Source organism: Virgibacillus sp. CM-4 (assembly GCF_000445495.1).
Taxonomy (GTDB): domain Bacteria; phylum Bacillota; class Bacilli; order Bacillales; family Amphibacillaceae; genus Virgibacillus; species Virgibacillus salexigens.
Genome location: NZ_AUQA01000006.1, coordinates 725,029 through 748,183, shown reverse-complemented (window position 1 = coordinate 748,183; position 23,155 = coordinate 725,029). Strand labels below are relative to the sequence as shown.

26 protein-coding genes are annotated in these 23,155 nt (G+C 36.8%); all 26 read left to right on the top strand.

Annotated features, from left to right (window positions below; genetic code table 11):
* Positions 1 to 70: 70 nt before the first annotated feature.
* Complete coding sequence (sucC, locus tag M948_RS37080; protein ID WP_021291592.1) at positions 71 to 1,231, top strand: ADP-forming succinate--CoA ligase subunit beta; 1,161 nt, start codon at positions 71 to 73, stop codon at positions 1,229 to 1,231.
* 54 nt (positions 1,232 to 1,285) lie between these two features.
* Positions 1,286 to 2,188, top strand: coding sequence for a succinate--CoA ligase subunit alpha (sucD, locus tag M948_RS37075; RefSeq protein WP_021291591.1), 903 nt, complete (start codon positions 1,286 to 1,288; stop codon positions 2,186 to 2,188).
* A 65-nt stretch (positions 2,189 to 2,253) separates the two neighbouring features.
* Entirely contained in the window at positions 2,254 to 3,141 is an 888-nt protein-coding gene (dprA, locus tag M948_RS37070) for a DNA-processing protein DprA (protein WP_021291590.1), read from the top strand.
* 318 nt (positions 3,142 to 3,459) lie between these two features.
* Complete coding sequence (topA, locus tag M948_RS37065; RefSeq protein ID WP_021291589.1) at positions 3,460 to 5,538, top strand: type I DNA topoisomerase; 2,079 nt, start codon at positions 3,460 to 3,462, stop codon at positions 5,536 to 5,538.
* A 109-nt stretch (positions 5,539 to 5,647) separates the two neighbouring features.
* Entirely contained in the window at positions 5,648 to 5,962 is a 315-nt protein-coding gene (locus M948_RS37060) for a hypothetical protein (RefSeq protein ID WP_021291588.1), read from the top strand.
* Positions 5,963 to 6,259: 297 nt separating this feature from the next.
* On the top strand, positions 6,260 to 7,156 hold the full coding sequence (gene xerC, locus M948_RS37055) for a tyrosine recombinase XerC (RefSeq protein ID WP_031335593.1): 897 nt from the start codon (positions 6,260 to 6,262) through the stop codon (positions 7,154 to 7,156).
* 26 nt (positions 7,157 to 7,182) lie between these two features.
* A complete protein-coding gene (gene hslV / locus M948_RS37050) occupies positions 7,183 to 7,728 on the top strand; it encodes an ATP-dependent protease subunit HslV (RefSeq protein WP_021291586.1) in 546 nt (181 codons plus the stop codon).
* A gap of 18 nt (positions 7,729 to 7,746) precedes the next feature.
* The gene (hslU, locus tag M948_RS37045; protein ID WP_021291585.1) at positions 7,747 to 9,141 is read left to right on the top strand and encodes an HslU--HslV peptidase ATPase subunit; all 1,395 of its coding nucleotides are present in this window, start codon (positions 7,747 to 7,749) and stop codon (positions 9,139 to 9,141) included.
* A 26-nt stretch (positions 9,142 to 9,167) separates the two neighbouring features.
* Complete coding sequence (gene codY, locus M948_RS37040) at positions 9,168 to 9,947, top strand: GTP-sensing pleiotropic transcriptional regulator CodY (RefSeq protein ID WP_021291584.1); 780 nt, start codon at positions 9,168 to 9,170, stop codon at positions 9,945 to 9,947.
* Positions 9,948 to 10,352: 405 nt separating this feature from the next.
* Positions 10,353 to 10,748, top strand: a complete 396-nt coding sequence (flgB, locus tag M948_RS37035) for a flagellar basal body rod protein FlgB (protein ID WP_021291583.1) — start codon at positions 10,353 to 10,355, stop codon at positions 10,746 to 10,748.
* A 1-nt stretch (position 10,749) separates the two neighbouring features.
* A complete protein-coding gene (gene flgC, locus M948_RS37030) occupies positions 10,750 to 11,199 on the top strand; it encodes a flagellar basal body rod protein FlgC (protein WP_021291582.1) in 450 nt (149 codons plus the stop codon).
* Positions 11,200 to 11,217: 18 nt separating this feature from the next.
* On the top strand, positions 11,218 to 11,523 hold the full coding sequence (gene fliE, locus M948_RS37025) for a flagellar hook-basal body complex protein FliE (RefSeq protein WP_021291581.1): 306 nt from the start codon (positions 11,218 to 11,220) through the stop codon (positions 11,521 to 11,523).
* A gap of 56 nt (positions 11,524 to 11,579) precedes the next feature.
* Positions 11,580 to 13,166 carry a flagellar basal-body MS-ring/collar protein FliF gene (gene fliF / locus M948_RS37020; RefSeq protein ID WP_021291580.1) on the top strand — a complete coding sequence of 529 codons (1,587 nt, stop codon included), beginning with the start codon at positions 11,580 to 11,582 and terminating at the stop codon, positions 13,164 to 13,166.
* 12 nt (positions 13,167 to 13,178) lie between these two features.
* Positions 13,179 to 14,192, top strand: a complete 1,014-nt coding sequence (fliG, locus tag M948_RS37015; RefSeq protein WP_021291579.1) for a flagellar motor switch protein FliG — start codon at positions 13,179 to 13,181, stop codon at positions 14,190 to 14,192.
* Entirely contained in the window at positions 14,185 to 14,931 is a 747-nt protein-coding gene (fliH, locus tag M948_RS37010; RefSeq protein WP_021291578.1) for a flagellar assembly protein FliH, read from the top strand. Before fliG ends, fliH begins: the two co-directional genes overlap by 8 nt.
* A complete protein-coding gene (fliI, locus tag M948_RS37005) occupies positions 14,928 to 16,241 on the top strand; it encodes a flagellar protein export ATPase FliI (protein WP_021291577.1) in 1,314 nt (437 codons plus the stop codon). The genes fliH and fliI overlap by 4 nt, the downstream gene beginning before the upstream one ends.
* Before the next feature lie 6 nt (positions 16,242 to 16,247).
* On the top strand, positions 16,248 to 16,694 hold the full coding sequence (gene fliJ, locus M948_RS37000; protein WP_021291576.1) for a flagellar export protein FliJ: 447 nt from the start codon (positions 16,248 to 16,250) through the stop codon (positions 16,692 to 16,694).
* Positions 16,695 to 16,699: 5 nt separating this feature from the next.
* Positions 16,700 to 17,293: a MotE family protein gene (locus tag M948_RS36995; protein WP_021291575.1), complete on the top strand. Its 594-nt coding sequence runs from the start codon at positions 16,700 to 16,702 to the stop codon at positions 17,291 to 17,293.
* 30 nt (positions 17,294 to 17,323) lie between these two features.
* Complete coding sequence (locus M948_RS36990; RefSeq protein WP_021291574.1) at positions 17,324 to 18,559, top strand: flagellar hook-length control protein FliK; 1,236 nt, start codon at positions 17,324 to 17,326, stop codon at positions 18,557 to 18,559.
* 12 nt (positions 18,560 to 18,571) lie between these two features.
* Positions 18,572 to 19,027, top strand: a complete 456-nt coding sequence (flgD, locus tag M948_RS36985) for a flagellar hook assembly protein FlgD (protein ID WP_021291573.1) — start codon at positions 18,572 to 18,574, stop codon at positions 19,025 to 19,027.
* Positions 19,028 to 19,040: 13 nt separating this feature from the next.
* On the top strand, positions 19,041 to 19,427 hold the full coding sequence (locus M948_RS36980) for a TIGR02530 family flagellar biosynthesis protein (protein ID WP_021291572.1): 387 nt from the start codon (positions 19,041 to 19,043) through the stop codon (positions 19,425 to 19,427).
* An 81-nt stretch (positions 19,428 to 19,508) separates the two neighbouring features.
* Entirely contained in the window at positions 19,509 to 20,300 is a 792-nt protein-coding gene (gene flgG / locus M948_RS36975) for a flagellar basal body rod protein FlgG (RefSeq protein WP_021291571.1), read from the top strand.
* 43 nt (positions 20,301 to 20,343) lie between these two features.
* A complete protein-coding gene (locus tag M948_RS36970; RefSeq protein WP_021291570.1) occupies positions 20,344 to 20,562 on the top strand; it encodes a flagellar FlbD family protein in 219 nt (72 codons plus the stop codon).
* Positions 20,546 to 20,974 (top strand): flagellar basal body-associated protein FliL, encoded by a 429-nt coding sequence (gene fliL, locus M948_RS36965; RefSeq protein WP_021291569.1) that lies wholly within the window; start codon positions 20,546 to 20,548, stop codon positions 20,972 to 20,974. The genes M948_RS36970 and fliL overlap by 17 nt, the downstream gene beginning before the upstream one ends.
* Positions 20,975 to 21,012: 38 nt before the next feature.
* Positions 21,013 to 22,011, top strand: a complete 999-nt coding sequence (fliM, locus tag M948_RS36960; protein ID WP_021291568.1) for a flagellar motor switch protein FliM — start codon at positions 21,013 to 21,015, stop codon at positions 22,009 to 22,011.
* Positions 22,004 to 23,128, top strand: a complete 1,125-nt coding sequence (fliY, locus tag M948_RS36955; RefSeq protein ID WP_021291567.1) for a flagellar motor switch phosphatase FliY — start codon at positions 22,004 to 22,006, stop codon at positions 23,126 to 23,128. Before fliM ends, fliY begins: the two co-directional genes overlap by 8 nt.
* Positions 23,129 to 23,155: the final 27 nt, after the last annotated feature.

Sequence of the window (23,155 nt, the reverse complement as noted above, 5' to 3'; positions counted from 1 at the left end):
GTAATTCTTGTGAAATTTATTGTTTTTTTATACAATGGAAATGCAGTGAAATTTGATGGGAGGATTAAGGATGAACATTCATGAGTATCAAGGCAAAGATATTTTGCGAAAATATGGTGTTAATGTTCCTAATGGATATGTTGCATATACGGTTGACGAAGCTGTAGAAGCTGCAAAAAAATTAGGAAGTGACGTCACAGTAGTAAAAGCACAAATTCATGCTGGTGGACGTGGTAAAGCCGGTGGGGTAAAAATCGCAAAAAATTTAAATGATGTGCGTACATATGCAAATGAAATACTAGGTAAAACATTGGTAACACATCAAACTGGACCAGAAGGAAAAGAAGTGAAACGCCTTTTAATTGAAGAAGGCTGCGATATTAAAAAGGAATACTATGTTGGGGTTGTACTTGATCGCGCAACTTCTCGTGTTGTTATGATGGCATCAGAAGAAGGCGGAACAGAAATTGAAGAAGTTGCAGCAGCAACTCCAGAGAAAATATTCAAAGAAGTAATTGACCCAGTTGTTGGATTATCAGGCTATCAAGCTCGTAGACTTGCATTCAATATTAATATTCCAGATGAATTAATTGGTAAAGCTGTCAAGTTTATGACAAGCTTATACAATGCTTTTGTTGATAAAGATTGTTCAATTGCAGAGATCAATCCATTAGTGACAACAGGAGATGGAGAAGTACTAGCTCTAGACTCGAAATTAAATTTTGATGATAACGCTTTATTCCGTCAAAAGGATGTGGTTGATTTACGTGATCTAGACGAAGAAGATGAAAAAGAAATCGAAGCTTCCAAATATGATTTAAGTTATATTCCGCTAGATGGAAACATCGGCTGCATGGTAAATGGAGCTGGTTTAGCTATGTCTACCATGGATATTATTAAACATTATGGTGGCGATCCAGCAAACTTCCTAGATGTTGGTGGCGGTGCAACAGCAGAAAAAGTAACGGCAGCATTTAAAATCATTCTTTCAGATACCCATGTCAAAGGAATTTTTGTGAATATTTTTGGTGGTATTATGAAATGTGATGTTATTGCTGAAGGTGTCGTAGAAGCTACGAAACAAGTTGGACTTGAAATTCCATTAGTCGTACGTCTTGAAGGTACGAATGTTTCAAAAGGGAAGCAAATTCTTGAGGAGTCTGGATTAAATATTACATCAGCGAATTCAATGGCTGATGGAGCAGAAAAAATTGTCTCCATGGTGAAGTAATAAATAGAATACGATTGACGTTATTATCAGATCTTGCGGAAAGGACGGACGAAGATGAGTGTATATATTAATAAAGATACAAAAGTAATTGTCCAAGGGATTACTGGTGGTACTGCAAAATTTCACACCAAACAAATGCTTGATTATGGCACGAAAATTGTTGGTGGTGTTACTCCAAAAAAAGGTGGTACTGAGGTAGAAGGTGTCCCTGTATTTAATACTGTACAGGATGCAATTGACGAAACTGGTGCTACAGCTTCGGTTATATATGTACCAGCCCCATTTGCTGCGGATGCTATCTTAGAAGCTGTGGATGCAGAACTTGATTTAGTAATTTGTATTACTGAGCATATTCCCGTAATGGACATGGTAAAAGTGAAACGTTATATGGAAGGGAAAAAGACACGTTTAGTTGGACCGAATTGCCCAGGAGTAATTACTGCTGATGAAAGTAAAATTGGTATCATGCCAGGCTATATTCATAAAAAAGGTCATATAGGTGTTGTTTCTCGTTCAGGAACATTAACTTATGAAGCTGTTCATCAGCTATCTGAGGAAGGATACGGACAGTCTACTGCCGTTGGTATTGGTGGGGACCCAGTAAATGGTACGAACTTTATTGATGTACTAGATGCGTTCAACCAAGACCCAGAAACATATGCTGTAATTATGATCGGTGAAATTGGTGGAACAGCGGAAGAAGAAGCTGCTGAATGGGTAAAAGCAAATATGAAAAAACCAGTTGTCGGATTTATCGGTGGTGCTACTGCTCCTCCAGGAAAACGTATGGGTCATGCTGGTGCCATTATTTCAGGTGGAAAAGGTACTGCTGACGAAAAGATTCGTATCATGACAGAATGTGGCATTAAAGTAGCAGAAACGCCTTCTGTAATGGGCGAAACGATGATTAAAGCTCTTGAAGAAAATGGCATTAAAGAAAAGTGTAAAACACATTAAGAAAACATTAGGGAACTCAATCAAGGTTGGGTTCCCTCTATACTATTGGAAAAGGAAGTGTCAAATTGAATGATCAACAAATTCGACTTCTTCATCTGAGCAGATGTCGAGGTGTCTCGCGAGCGTGGTTACGCAAATGGTGGGATGATCTCTGTTTAACAGAGTTATATCACCTAACACCTCAACAAATTTGCCATGATTTTCAAATGCCTTTAAAGAACGCTATTGTGCTTCAAAATGATCTACATCACTATCCCCTCTTACGTCAAATTGAAAAAGATATAGCCAATTATCAGGTAATTACAATACTTGACGATAATTATCCCCCTATGTTAAAAGCTATTAAAGATGCACCACTTGTGTTATACGCATCCGGAAATCTCTCATTAATAAATCAGCTTCCGTTATTAAGTGTAATCGGTACGAGACTGCCATCAGGTGAAGCAATGAAGAAGGTAATTAAAATATTACATCCCTTACTGCTACAAGAATGGGTGATTGTCAGTGGAATGGCCAAAGGAATAGACAGTTATGCACATGAGGTTACTTTGAATAAAAATGGGTATACAATAGCTGTATTAGGTGGTGGATTTCATCATATTTACCCAAAGGAGAACACAAGTTTATTTCAACAAATTAGTAATCGTGGATTAGTTCTTTCTGAATACGCCCCTGAATCCCCTCCTGCAAAATACCATTTTCTTGAAAGAAATCGAATCATAAGTGGCTTGAGTTTTGGCACATTAGTGATTGAGGCTAAAGAAAAGAGTGGGACATTGATTACGGTTGAGCAGGCATTAGATCAAGGAAGAGAAGTTTTTGCCGTCCCAGGTTCTCCATTAAGCTTACAATCCACAGGCTGTCACAAAATGATTCAAGATGGTGCGAAACTAGTAACGAAAGCACAAGATATTTATGAAGAATGGGAAACGATGAAACATGCATACGTATAACCGTAATGATGATGAAAGGATAAAAAATAAAATATATTCTAATGAACCCTTAAAATCCTTTGACAACAATGGATTTAGAAAAGGAAAATCTTTACAAATTTGCGTTACTTTTATATGTGTATGTTTGACAAATGTACTGTATATATTTAATATTAGTGAAGATTTCTAAATTTTTTCGATTGAATGGGTTTGCATATAAAATAGTTATATTGTAGAAACAATCCAGTAATAAATGAAATAAGATTATACTATCACCTTATAGTTCTATGTGATAGTTCATGGTTTTCTATTGATAACCTCATTTTGGGAGGAAATGTTATGTCAGATTATCTAGTAATCGTCGAATCACCTGCAAAAGCAAAGACGATTGAACGTTATTTAGGAAAAAAATATAAAGTGAAAGCTTCAATGGGACATGTCCGTGACTTACCAAAAAGTCAAACGGGCATTGATACAGAAAATGGTTATGCTCCTAAGTATATTACGATACGTGGTAAAGGCGATGTTGTAAAAGAATTAAAATCAGCAGCAAAGAAAGCAAAAAAAGTATACCTTGCAGCCGACCCTGATAGAGAAGGTGAAGCGATTGCGTGGCATCTTGCTCATATTTTGAATATTGATGGGGAATCTGAATGCCGTGTAGTATTTAATGAGATTACCAAGGATGCTATCAAGAATTCGTTTAAACATCCACGTTCGATTGACATGGACCTTGTCGATGCGCAACAAGCCAGAAGAATCTTGGATCGTTTAGTCGGATATAATATTAGTCCTTTACTATGGAAGAAAATAAAAAAAGGGCTTAGTGCTGGAAGGGTTCAATCTGTAGCAGTAAAACTAATCATTGATAGAGAGAAAGAGATAGAGAACTTTAAACCAGAAGAGTATTGGTCCATTGAAGGACAATTTCAAAAAGACAAAGATGCTTTTGAAGGATCTTTTTACGGCGTAGATGGGAAAAAGAAAGAATTGAAAACAGAAGCGGATGTTCAAGAAATACTTCAATTAATAAAAGGGAAGACATTCTCTGTTAATAAAGTGAACAAGAAGGAACGTCGGCGTAATCCAGCGCAGCCTTTTACTACTTCATCCTTGCAACAAGAAGCAGCTAGAAAGTTAAATTTTAAAGCGAAAAAAACGATGATGGTTGCGCAGCAATTATATGAAGGAATAGATTTGGGCAAAAAAGCAGGAGGAATTAATGGTTTAATTACGTACATGCGTACGGATTCAACACGTGTATCTGATGCAGCAAAAGATGAAGCAAAAACATATATTAATGAACAATATGGAAAGGAATTCCTTGGTGTAAATAAGAAACAGAAAAAATCAGAGGGGGCGCAAGACGCGCATGAAGCAGTTCGTCCCACTTCGGTTGCCAGAGATCCAAAATCGCTAAAAGCTAGTTTATCCAGAGATCAGTTTCGTCTTTATAAGTTAATCTGGGAACGTTTCTTAGCAAGTCAAATGGCACCAGCAATCATGGATACAATGACCGTGCACTTATTAAATAATCATGTTGAATTTAGAGCAACTGGGTCAAAAGTAAAATTCAAAGGGTTTATGAAAGTTTATATAGAAGGTACGGATGATAAGAAAAAAGAAGAGAATAAATTTCTCCCTGCTTTATCTGAAGGGATGGAAGTGGAAGCGAAGGAAATTAAGCCGAATCAACATTTCACACAGCCTCCTCCAAGATATACCGAAGCTAGACTTGTACGAACAATGGAAGAATTAAGCATTGGTAGACCGTCTACGTATGCACCTACTTTAGATACAATACAACGACGAGGTTATGTAAGTATTGATAATAAACGGTTTAGCCCAACAGAACTTGGTACCATCGTCACAGAAGTGATGGAAGAATTTTTTCCAAAGATCATCGATGTCGATTTCACTGCAAAAATGGAAGGTGATTTAGATGCTGTTGAAGAAGGGAAAACCGAATGGTTCATCATTATTGATCAATTTTATAAAGAATTTGAGAAACGATTAAAAAAAGCAGAAGAGGAAATGGAAAAAATAGAGATAAAAGATGAACCGGCAGGAATTGAATGTGAAAATTGCGGCCATGAAATGGTATATAAGATGGGACGATACGGGAAATTCCTTGCCTGTTCTAATTTTCCTGAATGCAGAAACACCAAGCCGATTCTCAAAGAAATTGGTGTAAAATGTCCGAAGTGTAAAGAAGGAAATGTAGTAGAAAGGAAATCAAAGAAACGCCGCGTATTCTACGGTTGCGATCGATTTCCAGAATGTGATTTTATATCATGGGATAAACCAATAGCTCGTCCTTGTCCAAAATGTGACTCCATGCTTGTAGAGAAAAAAGCTAAAAAAGGTACACAGATTCAATGCACAAATTGTGAGTATAAAGAAGAAGCTCAAACTTAACTGCTCGTACTACACGAGCAGTTTTCTTTTTGCAAAAATATACACATTCATTTCAAAAGTTTGAGTTTAATTAAAAAAGGATACATAGCTAATAAGGGAGGCGCTAAACATGGCGGATAAAAAACATTATTTTATAACTGTAGATACCCAAGATATTCGAGAGTTCTCCGTGCCTGGAAGTGGTGTAGAATATGAAATCATTGCAGATACAAGTGATATTGAAGAAATGAAAAAGTTATTTATGAATAAGGATAAATACGCTGTTAATGCTGTTGAGTATTTAGCGAAGCCTTTTGATGAATGGGGAGCAGATGACGAACGTGATGGGTATAGTGAATATTTAGTGAAAATTTATCAAGAATTATACCGTTTAGGGACAATTGAAACGAAAGCAAAAATAGATGAGTTAGGCATTTTAAAGTAGCAAAATAGAGGGAGTAGACGGATTCGGTAAGGTGTAGAAAATTTCTTTTTTTCATTATAGATGTAAATTGTTGACTTACTATCTCGAAACAGATATAATTACGCATTGGTAAGGATAATTACTTGACAGTAAGAAAATGGAAGTATGTCAAAATAAATTCATCAAGCATGTTAGTAAATAGCTTGGGGTGACATCAATTCAGAATTTTGTTACAATTTAGTTAAGTTTATTGCTTATCACTATTTTCTATGTTATGATTTATTCGCTGCTTAACGGGGTGAAATTTTGAATAATTACATGAATTATTGGCAATCCTTTAAGGAGTATTTGCAAATAGAAAAAAATGCTTCGCCTTATACTGTTAAATATTATCTGAATGATCTGGAAATATTTTTCGATTTCCTGAATTCAGAAGGTATAGCTGATTTAAAAGATGTAGACCAAAGGGTTGTTCGTTTATTCCTTAATCTATTGTATGACAGGAGGTTAAGTAGAAGATCCGTTTCAAGAAAAATATCAACGCTTCGTACTTTCTTTAAATATCTAGAAAGGGAAAACCTAAGCGCAGGTAACCCATTTGTGCATATTCATTTACCGAAGACAGATACGGCAATACCGGGTTTCCTATATAAAGAAGAGTTGAAGAAATTATTTGAAGTCAGTGATCTTACTAAACCACTAGGTCAACGCGACCAAGCAATTTTAGAGCTTCTGTATGCTACAGGAATGCGAGTAAGCGAATGTCAACAGTTAACCATAGACAACATTGATTTTTTTATAGGCACCGTATTTGTTAAAGGTAAAGGCAGAAAGGAACGCTATATTCCTTATGGTAAGTTTGCCGAAATTGCCCTGGAAACATACATACAGGATGGTAGAAAAGCGTTACTGTCGAAATCAAACCAAGCAACGAATGCTGTCTTCCTGAATCATCGTGGTACGCCTATTACTACTAGAGGTATTCGCAATTTGTTGAATAAAATGGTAGAAAAGGCGGCTCTTACTGTGCATGTACATCCGCATAAATTACGCCATACATTTGCTACACATCTCTTGAATGAGGGAGCCGATCTCCGAAGCGTTCAGGAATTACTAGGTCATGAAAATTTGTCTACTACACAAATCTATACCCACGTAACAAAGGATCATTTGCGCAGCGTATATATGAAAAGTCACCCAAGAGCAAATGATTAATTTATGGAGCGAAAGAGGTGAGAGGTGTGACCAATGAAATGCATGCCACCACAATTTTTGCCATAAGGCATAACGATCAATGTGCAATGAGTGGTGACGGTCAAGTAACGTTAGGAAATGCAGTTGTTATGAAACATAAAGCTAAAAAAGTCCGTACTTTATATAAAGGGCAGGTGCTAGCAGGCTTTGCCGGTTCTGTAGCAGATGCATTTACGTTATTTGAAAAATTCGAAGGTAAATTAGAGGCATTTAATGGAAACCTTCCTCGAGCAGCGGTTGAACTTGCAAAGGAATGGCGAAGTGATAAGGTATTAAGAAAACTAGAAGCAATGCTCATTGTAATGAACAAAGACAATATGTTTTTAGTTTCAGGTACAGGAGAAGTAATTGAACCGGATGACGGGATATTAGCGATTGGGTCTGGTGGGAATTATGCACTTAGTGCTGGTAGAGCGCTAGCTAGATATTCTAGTCAAATGACAGCAAAAGAGATAGCTCAATCAGCATTAGAAATTGCGGGAGAAATCTGTGTGTATACGAATGATCATATCACACTTGAGGTGCTTGATTAAAAGGAGGCCTTTTGGCATATGGGTATTGATTACACACCGAAGCAAATTGTTGGACAGTTAGATAAGTATATTATTGGACAGAACAGCGCGAAGCGTTCCGTAGCTGTAGCTTTACGAAATAGATATCGAAGAATGCAGTTAGAAGAGTCTTTAAAAGATGAAATTGTTCCCAAGAATATCTTAATGATTGGTCCGACGGGTGTTGGTAAAACAGAAATAGCAAGAAGGTTGGCGAAACTAGTTGGAGCCCCTTTTGTTAAGGTGGAAGCTACCAAATTTACCGAAGTAGGTTATGTTGGTCGCGATGTTGAATCAATGGTAAGAGATTTAGTAGAAATGGCTTTGCGTATGGTAAAAGAAGAAAAAATGAAAGAAGTTATGGGCAAAGCTGAAAAAGAAGCGAACAAGAAATTAGTTAAACTGTTGGTCCCACAAGCGAAAAAAGACAATAATGCAAGAAATCCTTTTGAAATGTTATTTCCATCACAGTCTAATGATGAAAGTGATGAAGAAAACGAACCTAAAGAAGAAGAAATTCGTAATAAGCGGCAGCGAACCGAACACCAATTAGCATTAGGGGAGCTGGAGGATCATATCGTAACCATTGAAATCGAAGAACAAAGTCCTTCGATGTTCGATATGCTTCAAGGCTCAGGAATGGAACAAATGGGCATGAATATGCAGGATGCATTTAGTCAGTTTATGCCAAAGAAGAAAAAGAAAAGAAAATTACCAGTATCAGAAGCCAGGAAGGTTTTAACACAACAAGAAGCTAGTAAGCTTGTTGATATGGAAGAAGCTGCACAGGAAGCCATTCAGCGTGCAGAGCAGTCAGGTATATTATTTATTGATGAAATAGATAAAGTTGCTGGCAAACAAGAAAACAGTGCAAATGTTTCTCGCGAAGGTGTGCAGCGTGATATCCTTCCTATCATTGAAGGTTCAACAGTTGTAACCAAGCATGGTGCTGTGAAAACAGACCATATGTTATTTATAGCAGCTGGGGCTTTTCACATGTCTAAGCCCTCTGATTTGATTCCTGAGCTTCAAGGAAGATTTCCAATACGGGTAGAACTTGACAAACTTTCAACCGAAGATTTCAAGCGCATTCTGAAGGAACCTTCAAATGCATTAATTAAACAATATAAAGCTTTATTGAAAACGGAAGGTATAAATGTTACGTTTACAGACGATGCTGTAGATAGATTAGCCGAAATTGCTTATGAAGTAAACCAAGAAATGGATAACATTGGTGCAAGAAGGCTTCATACAATTTTAGAAAAACTATTGGAAGATCTATCATTTGAAGCACCTGAAGTAAATATGGATACAATTGACATAACTCCAGCTTATGTTGACGAAAAATTAAGTACTATCGCTAAAAATAAAGATTTAAGCCAATATATATTATAATTACAAAGATCGAATGGAGGATCCTTATGGAACTATTAAATCGTGCAAGAAAAATTAATGCTATGTTGCAAAAATCTACCGGAAAGTCAGTTGATTTTAATGATATGTCTGCTTCGCTAAGGGAAGTAATTAAGGGGAATGTTTATATTCTTAGCAGACGCGGTAAACTATTAGGGTTTGCAATTAATCAAGAGATCGAAAATGAGCGAATGAAATCAATGCTAGAAGACCGTCAGTTCCCTCAAGAATATACAGAAGGATTATACAATATTCATGAGACGACAGCGAACCTTGATATTGACAGTCCTCAAACTGTATTCCCTGTAGAAAACCGTGAGTTATTTAAATCTGGTTTAACGACGATTGTTCCAATAATCGGTGGCGGGGAAAGATTAGGCACACTAGTGCTTGGACGTCTCACAGAAAGTTTCAGTGAAGATGATTTACTACTAGCAGAATATGGTGCAACGGTAGTTGGTATGGAAATTCTTCATGAAAAGACGGAAGAAATTGAAATGGAAGCTAGAAGCAAAGCTGTTGTACAAATGGCAATTAGCTCCTTGTCATACAGTGAACTAGAAGCAATTGACCATATTTTTGAAGAATTGAATGGCAATGAAGGATTACTAGTGGCAAGTAAAATCGCTGATCGTGTTGGTATCACAAGATCAGTTATCGTAAATGCATTAAGAAAACTGGAAAGCGCAGGAGTAATTGAGTCTCGTTCTTTAGGTATGAAAGGTACGTACATTAAAGTACTTAACAACAATTTCCTAGTAGAATTAGAAAAATTACGTTCAAGATAAGTTGTAAAATTACATTTAATTTTAGCCAGAGCATAGAATGCTCTGGCTTTTTTGTCGTTCATAATTTTAGTGTCGAATTTATGAATATTTCAGGACTTTTTATATAAGGGATTTCTGTTACATATGAACTAGCAAACAAAAAGAAAATCAATTTTTCTTTCGTTTTTAACATAAAAAAGGCAATTTCACTTACACTTTAAAAGTGAATATTTAATGATTAGTAAAAAAAGGTAGATAAATAGTAAATATTACCTATTATAAATTAACCATATTTTGTTCTTTCTGAGGAAAATGTCGAAAAGTAATAGACTTTGTTAAATATATGACTTAAACTGTTCGTAGATAATTGATTTTTTTTGGCTGTTGTTAACAATTTGAAACAGGTACATTTTGGGAGGTTATGTTATGAGTTTATTTAGTGGAACAATACATACACTAGAAAATTCGTTAAATTACGCTACAGCAAAGAATCGAGTGATTGCACAGAATCTTGCAAACATCGATACGCCTAATTACAAAGCAAAAGATGTAGCATTCAAGAAAGTTTTGTCGGATGCATTAGATTCACCATTGCAAGCAAGACAAACAAATTCAAAGCACATACCGTTTAACCAAGAATCTACTAGCGTATACCAAACAGTTACTAATTCTGCTACATCTTATAACCATAATGGCAATAGCGTTGATGTAGATAAAGAAATGTCGGAGCTTGCTGAGAATCAAATTTATTACCAGGCGTTAACCGATCGGATTAATGGGAAATTTAATAGTTTACAAACAGCGTTAAGAGGAGGAAGCTAAGATGTCCATATTCCACGCACTCGAATCTAGTGCAAGCGCACTAACTGCTCAAAGACTACGAATGGATGTCATTTCCTCGAATATTGCTAATGCTCAATCTACGAGAGCAACGGTAAATGAAAATGGGGATTATGAACCATATCGAAGAAAAATGGTTACAATGCAGTCTGAATCAACCAACTTTAAGTCTTTGTTAAACCGTGCGAAGAATTCTGGACAGCCAGGAGGAGTAAAGGTAACAGATATAACGGAAGACGAGACGCCGTTTAAATTCGTTTATAATCCTTCACATCCAGATGCGAACGAGAATGGATACGTTCAATTACCAAATGTCGAGCCTTTAAAAGAAATGGTAGATTTAATGAGTGCCACAAGATCGTATGAAGCGAATATTACGGCATTAAATGCGAGTAAATCAATGTTAATGAAGGCGTTGGAAATAGGAAAATAATCGAAAGGAGTATTCGTAATGATTCAGTCTATTAATAATCAAATACCGCAGCAAGCAGTACATAATAATGGGTTAGAAGCTCAGGCAACGGTGGGAGAAGCACAAGCTAATTTTGCGTCTATGTTGAAAAAGGCCATTGATGGAGTGAACCAAACACAAGTCGCCTCTGACCAGCAAACAAAAGCTTTAGCTAATGGCAGTGTAGACGATTTACATAATGTGATGATAGCAGCACAAAAATCTAGTATAACATTAGAAGCGACCGTACAAATCCAGAAGAAGGTAGTAGATGCCTATAAAGAAATGATGAGCATGCAAGTTTAGTTGTTCACAAACAGTCAGAAAGGGTATTTACACTTAGCACGTTAGTGGGGGAAGTCATGAACGAGAAAATAAAAAAATTCAAAAACACTACTACGGCTTTCTGGACCGATCGTACCAAAAGTCAGAAGCGGATTTTTATAGGAACTATGATCATTATTGTACTACTTATTACGGCAATTTTATTATTTGCCTTTCATTCTAAGTTCGTACCGTTATACAACAACTTATCCGTTCAAGAAGCAGGGCAGATTAAAGCGGAATTAGATACACGAGGTGTTCCTTATGAATTACAAGAGAATGGAACAACAATACTGGTTCCTGATGAACAAGTAGATAGCTTGCTAGTTGATTTAGCAGGTCAAGGGATCCCTAATAGCGGCAATATTGATTATTCATTCTTTAGTGAGAATGCTTCATGGGGTGTTACCGAGAATGAATTTAATGTGATGAAGCTGGATGCAATGCAAACAGAATTAGCAAATTTAATGAAGGGAATTGACGGTATAAATGATGCTCAAGTGATGATCAATATGCCAGAGGAAGCGGTTTTTGTTAATGATACACAACAAAATGCAAGTGCTTCGATTGTATTGAATACAAAGCCTGGTTATCAATTTCAAGAAGGGCAAATTAATGGTTTGTATCATATGGTATCCAAAGCAGTACCAAATTTACCAATAGAAAATATAGCGATAACAAATCAATATTTTGAGAGTTTTGAACCTGGTAACACGACTGGAAATGTACAAGACACTTATACATATCAACAGCAGGTTAAGCAAGATATTGAGCAGGATATTCAAAAACGTCTACAACAAATGTTAGGTGCCATGGTGGGACTAGAAAATGTGATCGTGTCGGTTACTTCTGATATTGATTTTACGCAAGAGAATCGTACAGAAGAAATTGTCGATCCTGTAGATTTAGAAAATATGGAAGGTCTTCCTGTAAGTATTGAAACCATCCAAGAAACATATACAGGTGACGGTGCGGCTGCAGCTGGGTCACCTGCTGATGAAGGAGATATTCAGACTTTTCAAGGTACAGACGAAGGGGATAATGGCGAGTATGAGATGGTGAAAGAGACGATCAACAATGAGTTCAATCGAATTCGAAAGAATATTGTTGAGAGTCCATACAAAGTAAGAGACTTAGGAATACAAGTGGCTGTGAACGCTGTGAAAAATGAGAATGGCAGTGAAGTAGAGTACTTAACACAACAAGAGGAAGCGACGGTGGAAGAAGGAATGAATTCCATTATGAATTCCATTATTACTACTTCTATCGATAGAGAATATGTAGAAAATATAGAACCTGAAGAGAAAGTATCGATTGTTTTTCAAGAATTCACAGGTAAGCAAACGGCATCATCAGCTACAACACCAGTTATTCCTGCGTGGGTTTATATCGTAGGAGGAATTGTACTTCTAGCAATCATTATTCTTGTGATTAAATTACTTCGCAACAGAAAAGCAGAAGAGGTTGAGGAAGAAATTGACAGCGAGGAACCAATTAATGTTCCAAATATACCAGAAAAAGAAGAATCTGAGTCAATGGTTAGAAAAAGACAATTAGAAAAAGTTGCAAAAGAAAAACCGGAAGATTTTGCGAAACTATTAAGAAGCTGGATCGGAGAAGATTAGGAGGTAGTTGATATGGTAAGACAGAGAGGCGTATTAACAGGAAAACAAAAAGCAGCAATACTTTTAATCTCCCTGGGTCCAGATGTTTCCGCACAAGTCTATAAGTATTTATCAGAGGAGGAAATTGAGAAATTAAGCCTAGAAATTTCCTCCGTAAAGAAAGTAGATAATGAATTAAAAGATGAAGTATTAGACCAATTTCATCAAATTGCTGTAGCACAGGATTACATATCGCAAGGCGGGATAGGTTATGCCAAGACGGTTTTAGAAAAAGCTTTTGGTAAACAGGAAGCTTCTAATATTATTAATCGGCTAACATCTTCCTTGCAAGTGCGTCCATTTGATTTTGCTAGAAAGGCGGATCCTCACCAGGTTTTAAATTTTATTCAAGGTGAGCATCCACAAACCATTGCATTAGTACTTTCTTATTTAGATGCTGAGCAATCCGGGCAAATATTATCTTCATTGCCACAGGAAATGCAAGCGGATATCGCGAAGCGAATTGCTACGATGAGCTCTACATCACCGGAGATTATTTCTCAAGTTGAAGAAGTCTTAGAAAAGAACTTATCTACCTCCCTGACGGAAGATTATACACAAACTGGTGGTATCCAAGCCGTTGTTGAAGTATTGAATGGTGTAGATAGGAGTACGGAAAGAACCATTTTGGATGCATTAGAAATTCAAGATCCGGAGTTAGCTGAGGAAATCAAGAAACGAATGTTCGTGTTTGAAGATATTGTTATATTGGATAACCGAGCCATTCAGCGGGTTATCCGTGAGGTGGAAAATGAAGACTTACGGTTATCATTAAAGGTTGCAAGTGATGAAGTAAAGGATATTGTATTTAAAAATATGTCTCAACGAATGGCGGAAACATTTAAAGAGGAAATGGAATATATGGGGCCAGTACGTCTTCGTGATGTAGAGGAGGCACAAACAAGGATTGTTGGGATTATCCGAAGGTTGGAGGATGTTGGCGAAATTGTAATTGCTAGAGGTGGAGGTGACGATATTATTGTCTGACGATACGAACCAATCAACTAGGCAAATTAAAATCAAGCCGGTCCATTTACTAACAAATCAAACATCAACCACGGATGAATTAGCGAGAATGCAGACAGATGTTAACGAGGAAGTTCATAAAGCCCAAGCACAATTAGAACACATAAAGGTAGAAAGTGAAGAGTTACTGAGGCAAGCTCGGGAACAAATTAATAAAGAAAAAGAATTGTGGCAGCATGAACGTCAGTCCTATATAGAAGAAGCGAAGAAACTAGGATATGAAGAAGGGTTCTCTACTGGTGAAAAGGAGAGTAGAAGCAAGTATCAAACTGATTTAGAGAAAGCAAATCAAATTATTACAGCAGCCAGAAGAGACTACCACTCGTTGATTGATGAAAATGAAGAAGCCATTTTAACACTTGCGATACATACAGCTGAAAAAATAATGAAGCAAATGATTAACCAACATCCCACATCATTCCTTCCTATTATTAAGTCAGCAATCAAAGAGCTAAAAGATCAATCCATTATTTCCATCTACCTTCATCCCAATCAATTTGAATTTGTACTTCAACATAAAGATGAATTGAAATCTATTCTTGAGAATGATGCAAAGCTATCCTTTTATGTGAATGAAGAATTGGATGAGTATGGATGTAAAATAAAACATCCATTCGGACAAATGGATGCAGGTATTGATACACAACTGCAAGAGCTTCGACAAGTGCTATATGAAATTGTGGGTGAAAAGAATCAATGAACGTGTCGACATATTTAGATGCTATTGATATGGCTGACCCATACAAGCGTTATGGGAAAGTTTTACGTGTGGTGGGAATTATGATCGAATCCAAGGGACCAGCTGCTAATGTAGGAGAAGTTTGCTATATTCATCCAGCCAAAAACCGTAATTCCCCAATCATCTCAGAAGTTGTCGGTTTCAATAATGAAAAAATTCTATTAATGCCATACTCTGAAGTTTCAGAAATTGGACCGGGCTGTCTTGTAGAATCTACCAAAAAACCATTAACTGTAAAAATTGGCAGAGGTTTGATTGGAAAGGTAGTTGATTCTTTAGGAAATGCTTTAGATGAAACGCCGTTACCAAAAGGATTGACTCATTATTTGACTGAACAATCTCCGCCAAACCCAATGCTTCGGCCGCCTATTGAGAAGCCGATACAAGTAGGTGTAAAGGCAATTGATTCGTTATTAACGGTTGGAGAAGGCCAACGAATTGGGATCTTTGCTGGAAGCGGCGTTGGTAAGAGTACATTATTAGGGATGATAGCTCGTAATAGCAGCGCCGATATAAATGTCATTGCATTAATTGGGGAAAGAGGTAGGGAAGTAAGGGAATTTATTGAAAAAGACCTCGGAGAACAGGGATTACAAAAATCAATTGTCGTTGTTGCAACATCTGATCAACCAGCGTTAATGCGAATCAAAGGTGCCTATACTGCTACAGCAATCAGTGAGTACTTTCGTGATCAGGGATATCGGGTGAATTTAATGATGGACTCGGTAACAAGGGTTGCTATGGCACAACGAGAGGTAGGGCTAGCTACAGGGGAACCACCAACTACTAAAGGGTATACTCCTTCTGTATTTGCTACATTACCAAAGTTACTAGAACGTACGGGAACTAATGAAAAAGGAACGATAACTGCCTTTTATACCGTATTAGTTGATGGCGATGATATGAATGAACCGATTGCTGATACAGTTAGAGGGATTCTTGATGGTCATTTTGTCATGGACCGTAAATTAGCAGAGCGTGGTCATTACCCGGCAATTAATATCTTAAAATCGATTAGTCGAGTAATGAATCAAGTTATTAATAGCACACATAAACAAACAGCTAATGAAGTACGGTCTCTAATTGCAGCATATGAAGAAAATAGGGAACTGATTCAAATTGGTGCTTACAAACGAGGTACAGATAAGGAAATAGATCGAGCCATTTCTTATTATCCAAAGATACAGTCGTTTCTCAACCAAGATATCTATGACAAAAGTTCGCTATCGGAGTCTATTGAACAAATGATGGATGTACTAAACGGGAGGTAAACATGAATGGCAGAAACCGTGGTTCTAAATAAACTATTACATGTCCGAGAAAGGGAAAAAATCGCTGCTCAAAAAGTATATCAGCAATCGATTGATTTCTTTGAAGCAATTGGAACACAACTATACGAGTTATTAAAAAAGAAAGAAGCAGCAGAGGCGTCTTATGAAGCATCACTTTCGGATATGACAACACTTGAAAAGTTAAGAGAACAGGTTAGATATATTGAAGAATTAAATCATCATATTGTCCGCTTGCAGGAAGAGGTTAATCAAGCAAGAAATAATATGGAGTCAAAACAAGAGCAGTTAACGAATGCGCATATCGAGATGAAGAAGTTTGAGAAACTGATTGAAACGAGAGAAAAGAATGAAATAGAAATACAGCAAAGAAAAGAAAAAGCATCAATGGATGAATTATCGATTTATCAATTCTTAAATCATAAAAATAGGTGAAGTGCATGGTCAAAAAATACGATACGGATAAGAAAAAAATGAATCCTGTTCTTTGGTTTTTATTTGCAATTGTCATTCCGATTACTGTCACAATTACACTTGTATTAATCATATTAAGTGTCGCTGGAATTGATGTAACAGGATGGATGAAGGAAAAAGCGAATGGGATTCCGGTTGTTTCGAATGTAATTGACACAGAAGATGAAGCAACGATACAGCATGAACAAGAACGCATCCAGAACCAATTAGACAAGAAAGATGCAGAAATGAAGCAACTTAAATCAGATCTTAATGATAAAGAAGCTGCGGTCGAACAATTAGAGCAAGAAATTCTTAAACTGGAAAATAGTCAGAAAGAAAATAAAGAATCAGAAACTGCTCAAGGTGAAGAAGAAATAAGTTCTGTTAAAACAATGGCTAATTCGTTTAAAGATATGGATAAAGAGCAAGCTGCATCAATTATTCAAAATTTAGATAATGAGATTGCCTTAGCCATATTAAAAGAAGTATCCAATGAAGTACGTGGAGAAATCCTTGAGGCAATGGATTCCAAGGCAGCTGCTGCATTAACGCAGCAATTTATTCAAAGTGAAAATTAACTTTTGATGAAGGTGAAAGGAGGTGAAGGCATGAACAATGGGGCTGCTCACATATTTCAGCAATTACAATCGTCACCGAAGTTGATGAATCCATCAAAAAACAGTCAATTATCGAATGAAGCGCGGCCATTTCTGTTTCAACAAATTCTAGGTAACCATCATGCTTCTGATGATACGCTAACAAAACAAGCATTTGCTAAGGGCGAAGCACCGCAGCAAGTTATGGGTGAATTACCCTTAATGATAACTGCGAAACAATGGGAGGATATCCAATCAGAAAGTTCTAAACAGGTTAATAAGAATCTGACTTTGGAAATGGAAAGTGCTTCTGAACAAGTCGAATGGATGGGACATGTCAATGGGTCGTCTGAAAAATGGAAGCATATCCAATCAGATAATGTATTTATGCAATTATTTGCTGAGGTGAAGGAAATACTTGGGTCTTTAACAACGATACAAGAAACTTCCAAAGTTGCTCCAAAAGTACTTCAGCTTTTACAGAAATGGACAAATGAAGTAAATAAAAATGGGGCCCACATTTCAAAAGACCAAATACCTTTGCTGTCTAAAACAAACTCCAAAGAAGCAGCTATTTGGCAAAATTTCGTCCAAGCTTTTGCAAAACGAAACCAATTAGTCCAAAAACAGCAATATAATAGCGACGCAAAAGTGACGGTTCAAGATGTGGCAAAGTGGTTATCGAATACGTTAGAACAACAAGGAATGAAGGATACTGTTGGAGGATTAGCTTATTCATCAACGGTTCCTAGTGCGAAAATTGAACAACATGCAATTTATATCAATCCGACTCAACAGAGCTCAAACAGCACGGGAAAACAATTCATGGAACAGTTTCAACATATTATTAAGTCCAGTCGGTTTATGGCTATGCCTAATGGTACGAATCAACTCAATATATCGATAAGACCTCAGAACTTAGGGGAAATGATCATCCGTTTAACGCAAGTTGAGGGAGAAATGACGGTTCGAATACTTGTAAGTTCACAAGCAACGAAAGACATGCTTGAATCAAATATGCAGCAATTGCGCCATATGTTTTCTCCACAGCAAGTTGTTGTCGAGAAACAGGACTTCCAGTCGCAACAACCATCACAACATATGCAAAAACAGCCTGATACGAATTCAGAACAATATTCAGATCAAGACCAGCCAAAGGAAAACCTGGAACAGGAACAACAGGAACATCCATTTAATGATGATTTTGATACCCAATTGAAGGAATTACTAATAAACGAACAAGCATAGGAGGTGTAAGAAATGGCGAAAATTGATCCTTCATTATATTTAAACAACCAAGCAACTAGAACTCCTAGTCCCGATCTTGGGAAGGATGAGTTTCTTAAGATATTAATGACTCAATTACAAAACCAGGATCCAACCAATCCAATGGACGATCGTGAGTTTATTTCTCAAATGGCACAGTTTTCTTCGTTGGAACAGATGATGAATATGACGAATTCTATTGACACGCTCGTTCAAAGTCAGCTTGTCTCTCCAGTAATAAAGTACAGCCACATGATTGGTAAACAAATATCTTATCAAGCTTATGATGAGGAAACAGGAGAAAAACTTGATATTGAAACAGGTAAGGTAGTGGCTGTGAGTCAGCAAGATGGATGGGCGATATTAGAACTTGATAATGGAGAAAAAATCTATGCCGATGCTGCACTTGAAGTAAGAGATCCAACCGACTCTGAAAGCAATAATAATTAAGGTGATGAAGCAAATGAGTAATGTGGATCATCGGATTCACCAAATTTCAAAACATGCAATGCAACCTCTTTATAAAACAGATAAACGAACGGAGGGGGCAAGCTTTAAGGATATTCTTGCTTCACAGCAGCAAGAAATCAAAGGGCTGACTATTAGTAAGCATGCAACAGATCGATTACAGGAAAGAAATATTCAAATAACCGAAAAACAGTGGAGAATGATCGAAAACAAGGTAGCTGAAGCGAAGGAAAAAGGGATTACTGATTCTCTTGTTGTGCTGGAACAAGCATCTCTGCTAATTAGTACAAAGAATAATACAGTAGTCACCGCGATGGATCGAAATGATGCAATGAATAGAATCTTTACCAATATAAATGGAACAATCTTAATTGAAGAATAGGCTGGACCCTATTGGGAAGCCAATTAGCTGTTGACTGATGGATACAGTGTAGTTAAAAAATAACGAAAAGGGGTTACGAAGATGTTACGTTCAATGTATTCAGGTATTTCAGGTATGAAAGGATTTCAAACGAAGTTAGATGTGATTGGTAATAACATTGCCAATGTTAATACTTCCGGGTTTAAAAAAGGTAGAGTAACGTTTCAAGACATGATGAGTCAAACTACCGCAGGTGCTCAAGGACCGACAGCTGGTAGAGGAGGAGTAAATCCTTCACAAGTTGGTTTAGGCTCTCAGCTAGGGTCCATTGACAACATACACACACAAGGCTTCCGTCAAACAACAAATAACCCACTCGATCTAGCGTTAGAAGGTGATGGCATGTTCGTATTAGAGGGAAATGGAACGACTTATTATACACGTGCTGGAAATTTCTACTTAGATGATAATGGAGCTATTGTGAATGCAGATGGTTACTACCTTCAAGATATGAACAATGAAGCGATAACTATTCCAGAAGATGCGAAGAGTTTCAGTATCCAATCTGATGGTACCGTTAGTTATATTAATGCAGATGGGGAAAGTCAAGAAGCTGGTCAAATTGCTTTAGCAAATTTTTCGAACCCAGCCGGTCTTGAAAAAGCAGGAAGCAACCTTTTCTTAACGAGTGAAAATGCCGGCTATAATGGCATAACGACACCTGAAACAGAGGGTACTGCTTCGATCGTTAGTGGAGCTCTAGAAATGTCAAATGTTGACTTATCCGAAGAATTCACGGAAATGATTACTGCCCAACGTGGTTTTCAAGCAAATACGAGAATTATTACAACTTCTGATGAAATCCTTCAAGAATTAGTAAATCTAAAACGTTAGTAAGGGGGGAGGGGGTGTTTTAAAAGACACTCCCGCCTATAAGATGATTTCGTTAACACGTTTAAATGGAGAAGTTTTTACATTAAATGCAATTCTAATTGAACAAATTCAGGAATTTCCTGATACTACGATTACGTTAACAAATGGAAAGAAATTGGTTGTTAACAATAAACAAGATGAGGTACTCCAGTTAGTCAAGAATTACTATCAGCAAATCGGACTCGTAGTTACACAGAAGGAGGTCAATGACCAAAGTGAGTAGTTTGGTGAAAACGATGATGATTTCAGTAGCTATATTAGCTATTGGCGGAATCGCTGCGTTCATGATCTTTTGGAATATGGATCCGAATAACCACAAAGGGAGTGCAGCATCTATAAAAAAAATAGAAGATTATGCTTATGAGACTCCCGAAATTACAACGGATCTTAATGATGACAGCTTTGTTCGCATTCAATTTCAAGTCATTACAGATAGCAAAGAAGCAAAGGAGGAGTTGGGTAACCGTGATTTTCAATTAAAAAATATACTGATCAAAGAACTAACTACAATGGAAGAGGAAGATTTCAAAACAGGTTTAACAAACTTAGAAGAAAAAGTAAAAACCAAAATTAATGAAGTAATGACGTCAGGGAAGGTCACAGATGTTTATACAATTAATAAAATCTTGCAATAAAATTACGTATTTGAACTCCATAATGGAGGTGAAATCAATTGGCAGATGAAGTTCTTTCTCAAAACGAGATTGATGCACTGTTATCCGCTCTTACATCAGGAGAAATGGACGCCGAAGAATTAAAGAAGGAAGATAAGGAAAGAAAAGTTCGAGTTTATGATTTCAAGCGTGCCTTACGGTTTTCTAAAGACCAAGTTCGAAGTATCTCGCGAATTCATGAGAATTATGCACGTTTACTGACCACTTTCTTATCTGCAAAATTAAGAACATATATTCATATTTCAGTTGCATCCGTTGATCAAATCCCTTATGAGGAATTCATTCGATCTATACCGAAAATGACGATTCTTAATACATATAGCGTTTATCCATTAGAAGGAAGACTAGTAATGGAAGTTAACCCTAATATAGCTTATGCCATGCTTGACCGCACACTTGGAGGAGCAGGAAGTGGTCTAAATAAAGTAGAGAACTTAACAGAAATTGAGACCATTTTAATGTCACAGCTGTTTGAAAAAGCAAGTGAAAAACTGAAAGAAGCCTGGGCATCTATTGTAGAGATTGATCCGGTCCTTGAAGAATTTGAAGTAAATCCGCAGTTTTTACAAATGGTATCTCCAAATGAAACAGTGGTTGTAGTCTCATTAAATACAACGATTGGAGAAGCTACAGGGATGATTAACATATGTATTCCTCATATTGTCTTAGAACCAATTATCTCTAAACTTTCTGTACATTATTGGATGCAAACATCTAGTAAGGACAGAGATGAGGCTGCATACGAGAAATTAACAAAGAATGTTCAGCAAGCAGCCATAGAATTAAAAGCTGTACTTGGTGAAACCGATATTTCGATAGAGGAATTTTTACAGCTAAATAAAGATGATGTGATTCGTTTAAATAATACGATAGAAAGTCCACTTACTTTAGCAGTAAACAACCAACCAAAATTCTTCGTACAACCAGGTACTTATAAAAATAGATTGTCTGTACAGATAATGGAAGAATTTAAAGAGGTGAACGAAGGTCATGAATGATGGAATGCTTTCTCAAGAAGAAATTGATGCACTATTGAAAGTTAGTGCAGAACAAGATAATGAATCTGACAATAAATCCGACACAGTGCAGTATTTAACGAGCATAGAAGAAGATACACTCGGTGAAATTGGAAATATTTCATTTGGTAGCTCTGCAACTACTTTATCAACGTTATTAAATCAAAAAGTTGAAATTACTACACCGAAAGTCTCTGTGATGGAGCAGCAAGAATTAGAAGCTTTTACATTTGAACCAGTTAGTATTCAAGTGAACTATGTGGAAGGCTTCACTGGGAAAAATGTGTTTGTAATTAAAGCCGAGGATGCTGCAGTTATTTCCGATATTATGCTTGGTGGTGATGGTACGAACCCCACAGATGAATTGAACGAAATTCATATTAGTGCGGTACAGGAAGCGATGAATCAAATGATGGGGGCCGCTGCTACGAGTATGTCTACGGTCTTTCAGAAAAAAGTAGATATCTCACCTCCAACCATTCATTTAGAAAATCCTGATAATCAATCGGAAATTGCCTTAGATGGAAACCCATTTGTTAAAGTATCGTTTCAATTAAAGGTTGGTAATTTAATAGATTCGAATATTATGCAACTAATGCCAGTCCAGTTTGCTAAGGAACTTGTTAATCAATTATTACATGAAGAACCAGCGGAGAAAGAATCTTCAGCTGCGTTGGAGCAAGTGGAGGTGCCTATGTTTAATCACGAACAAAGTCAATCACTTACATCCGAACAAAAAGATGAAACGCATGTTTTAGGGAATGCAACAACTTATCAACAATCGATCGAGCAAGCGAATTTTTCTGAATTTGAACCAATCCAATTATCTAATAAAACACAACGTAATCTAGACATGCTGTTAGATATTCCACTAAAAGTTACTGTCGAGTTAGGAAGAACCAAACGTTCTATTAAAGATATTTTAGAATTATCCTCTGGATCAATTATTGAACTAGACAAACTAGCCGGTGAGCCAGTAGATATTTTAGTAAATGAGAAATTAATTGCAACTGGTGAAGTTGTCGTTATTGATGAGAACTTTGGCGTGCGAGTTACGGATATTGCTAGTCCGACAGATCGAATAATGAAATTAAAATAATCAATGAATAGATTCATAGGAGGAAGT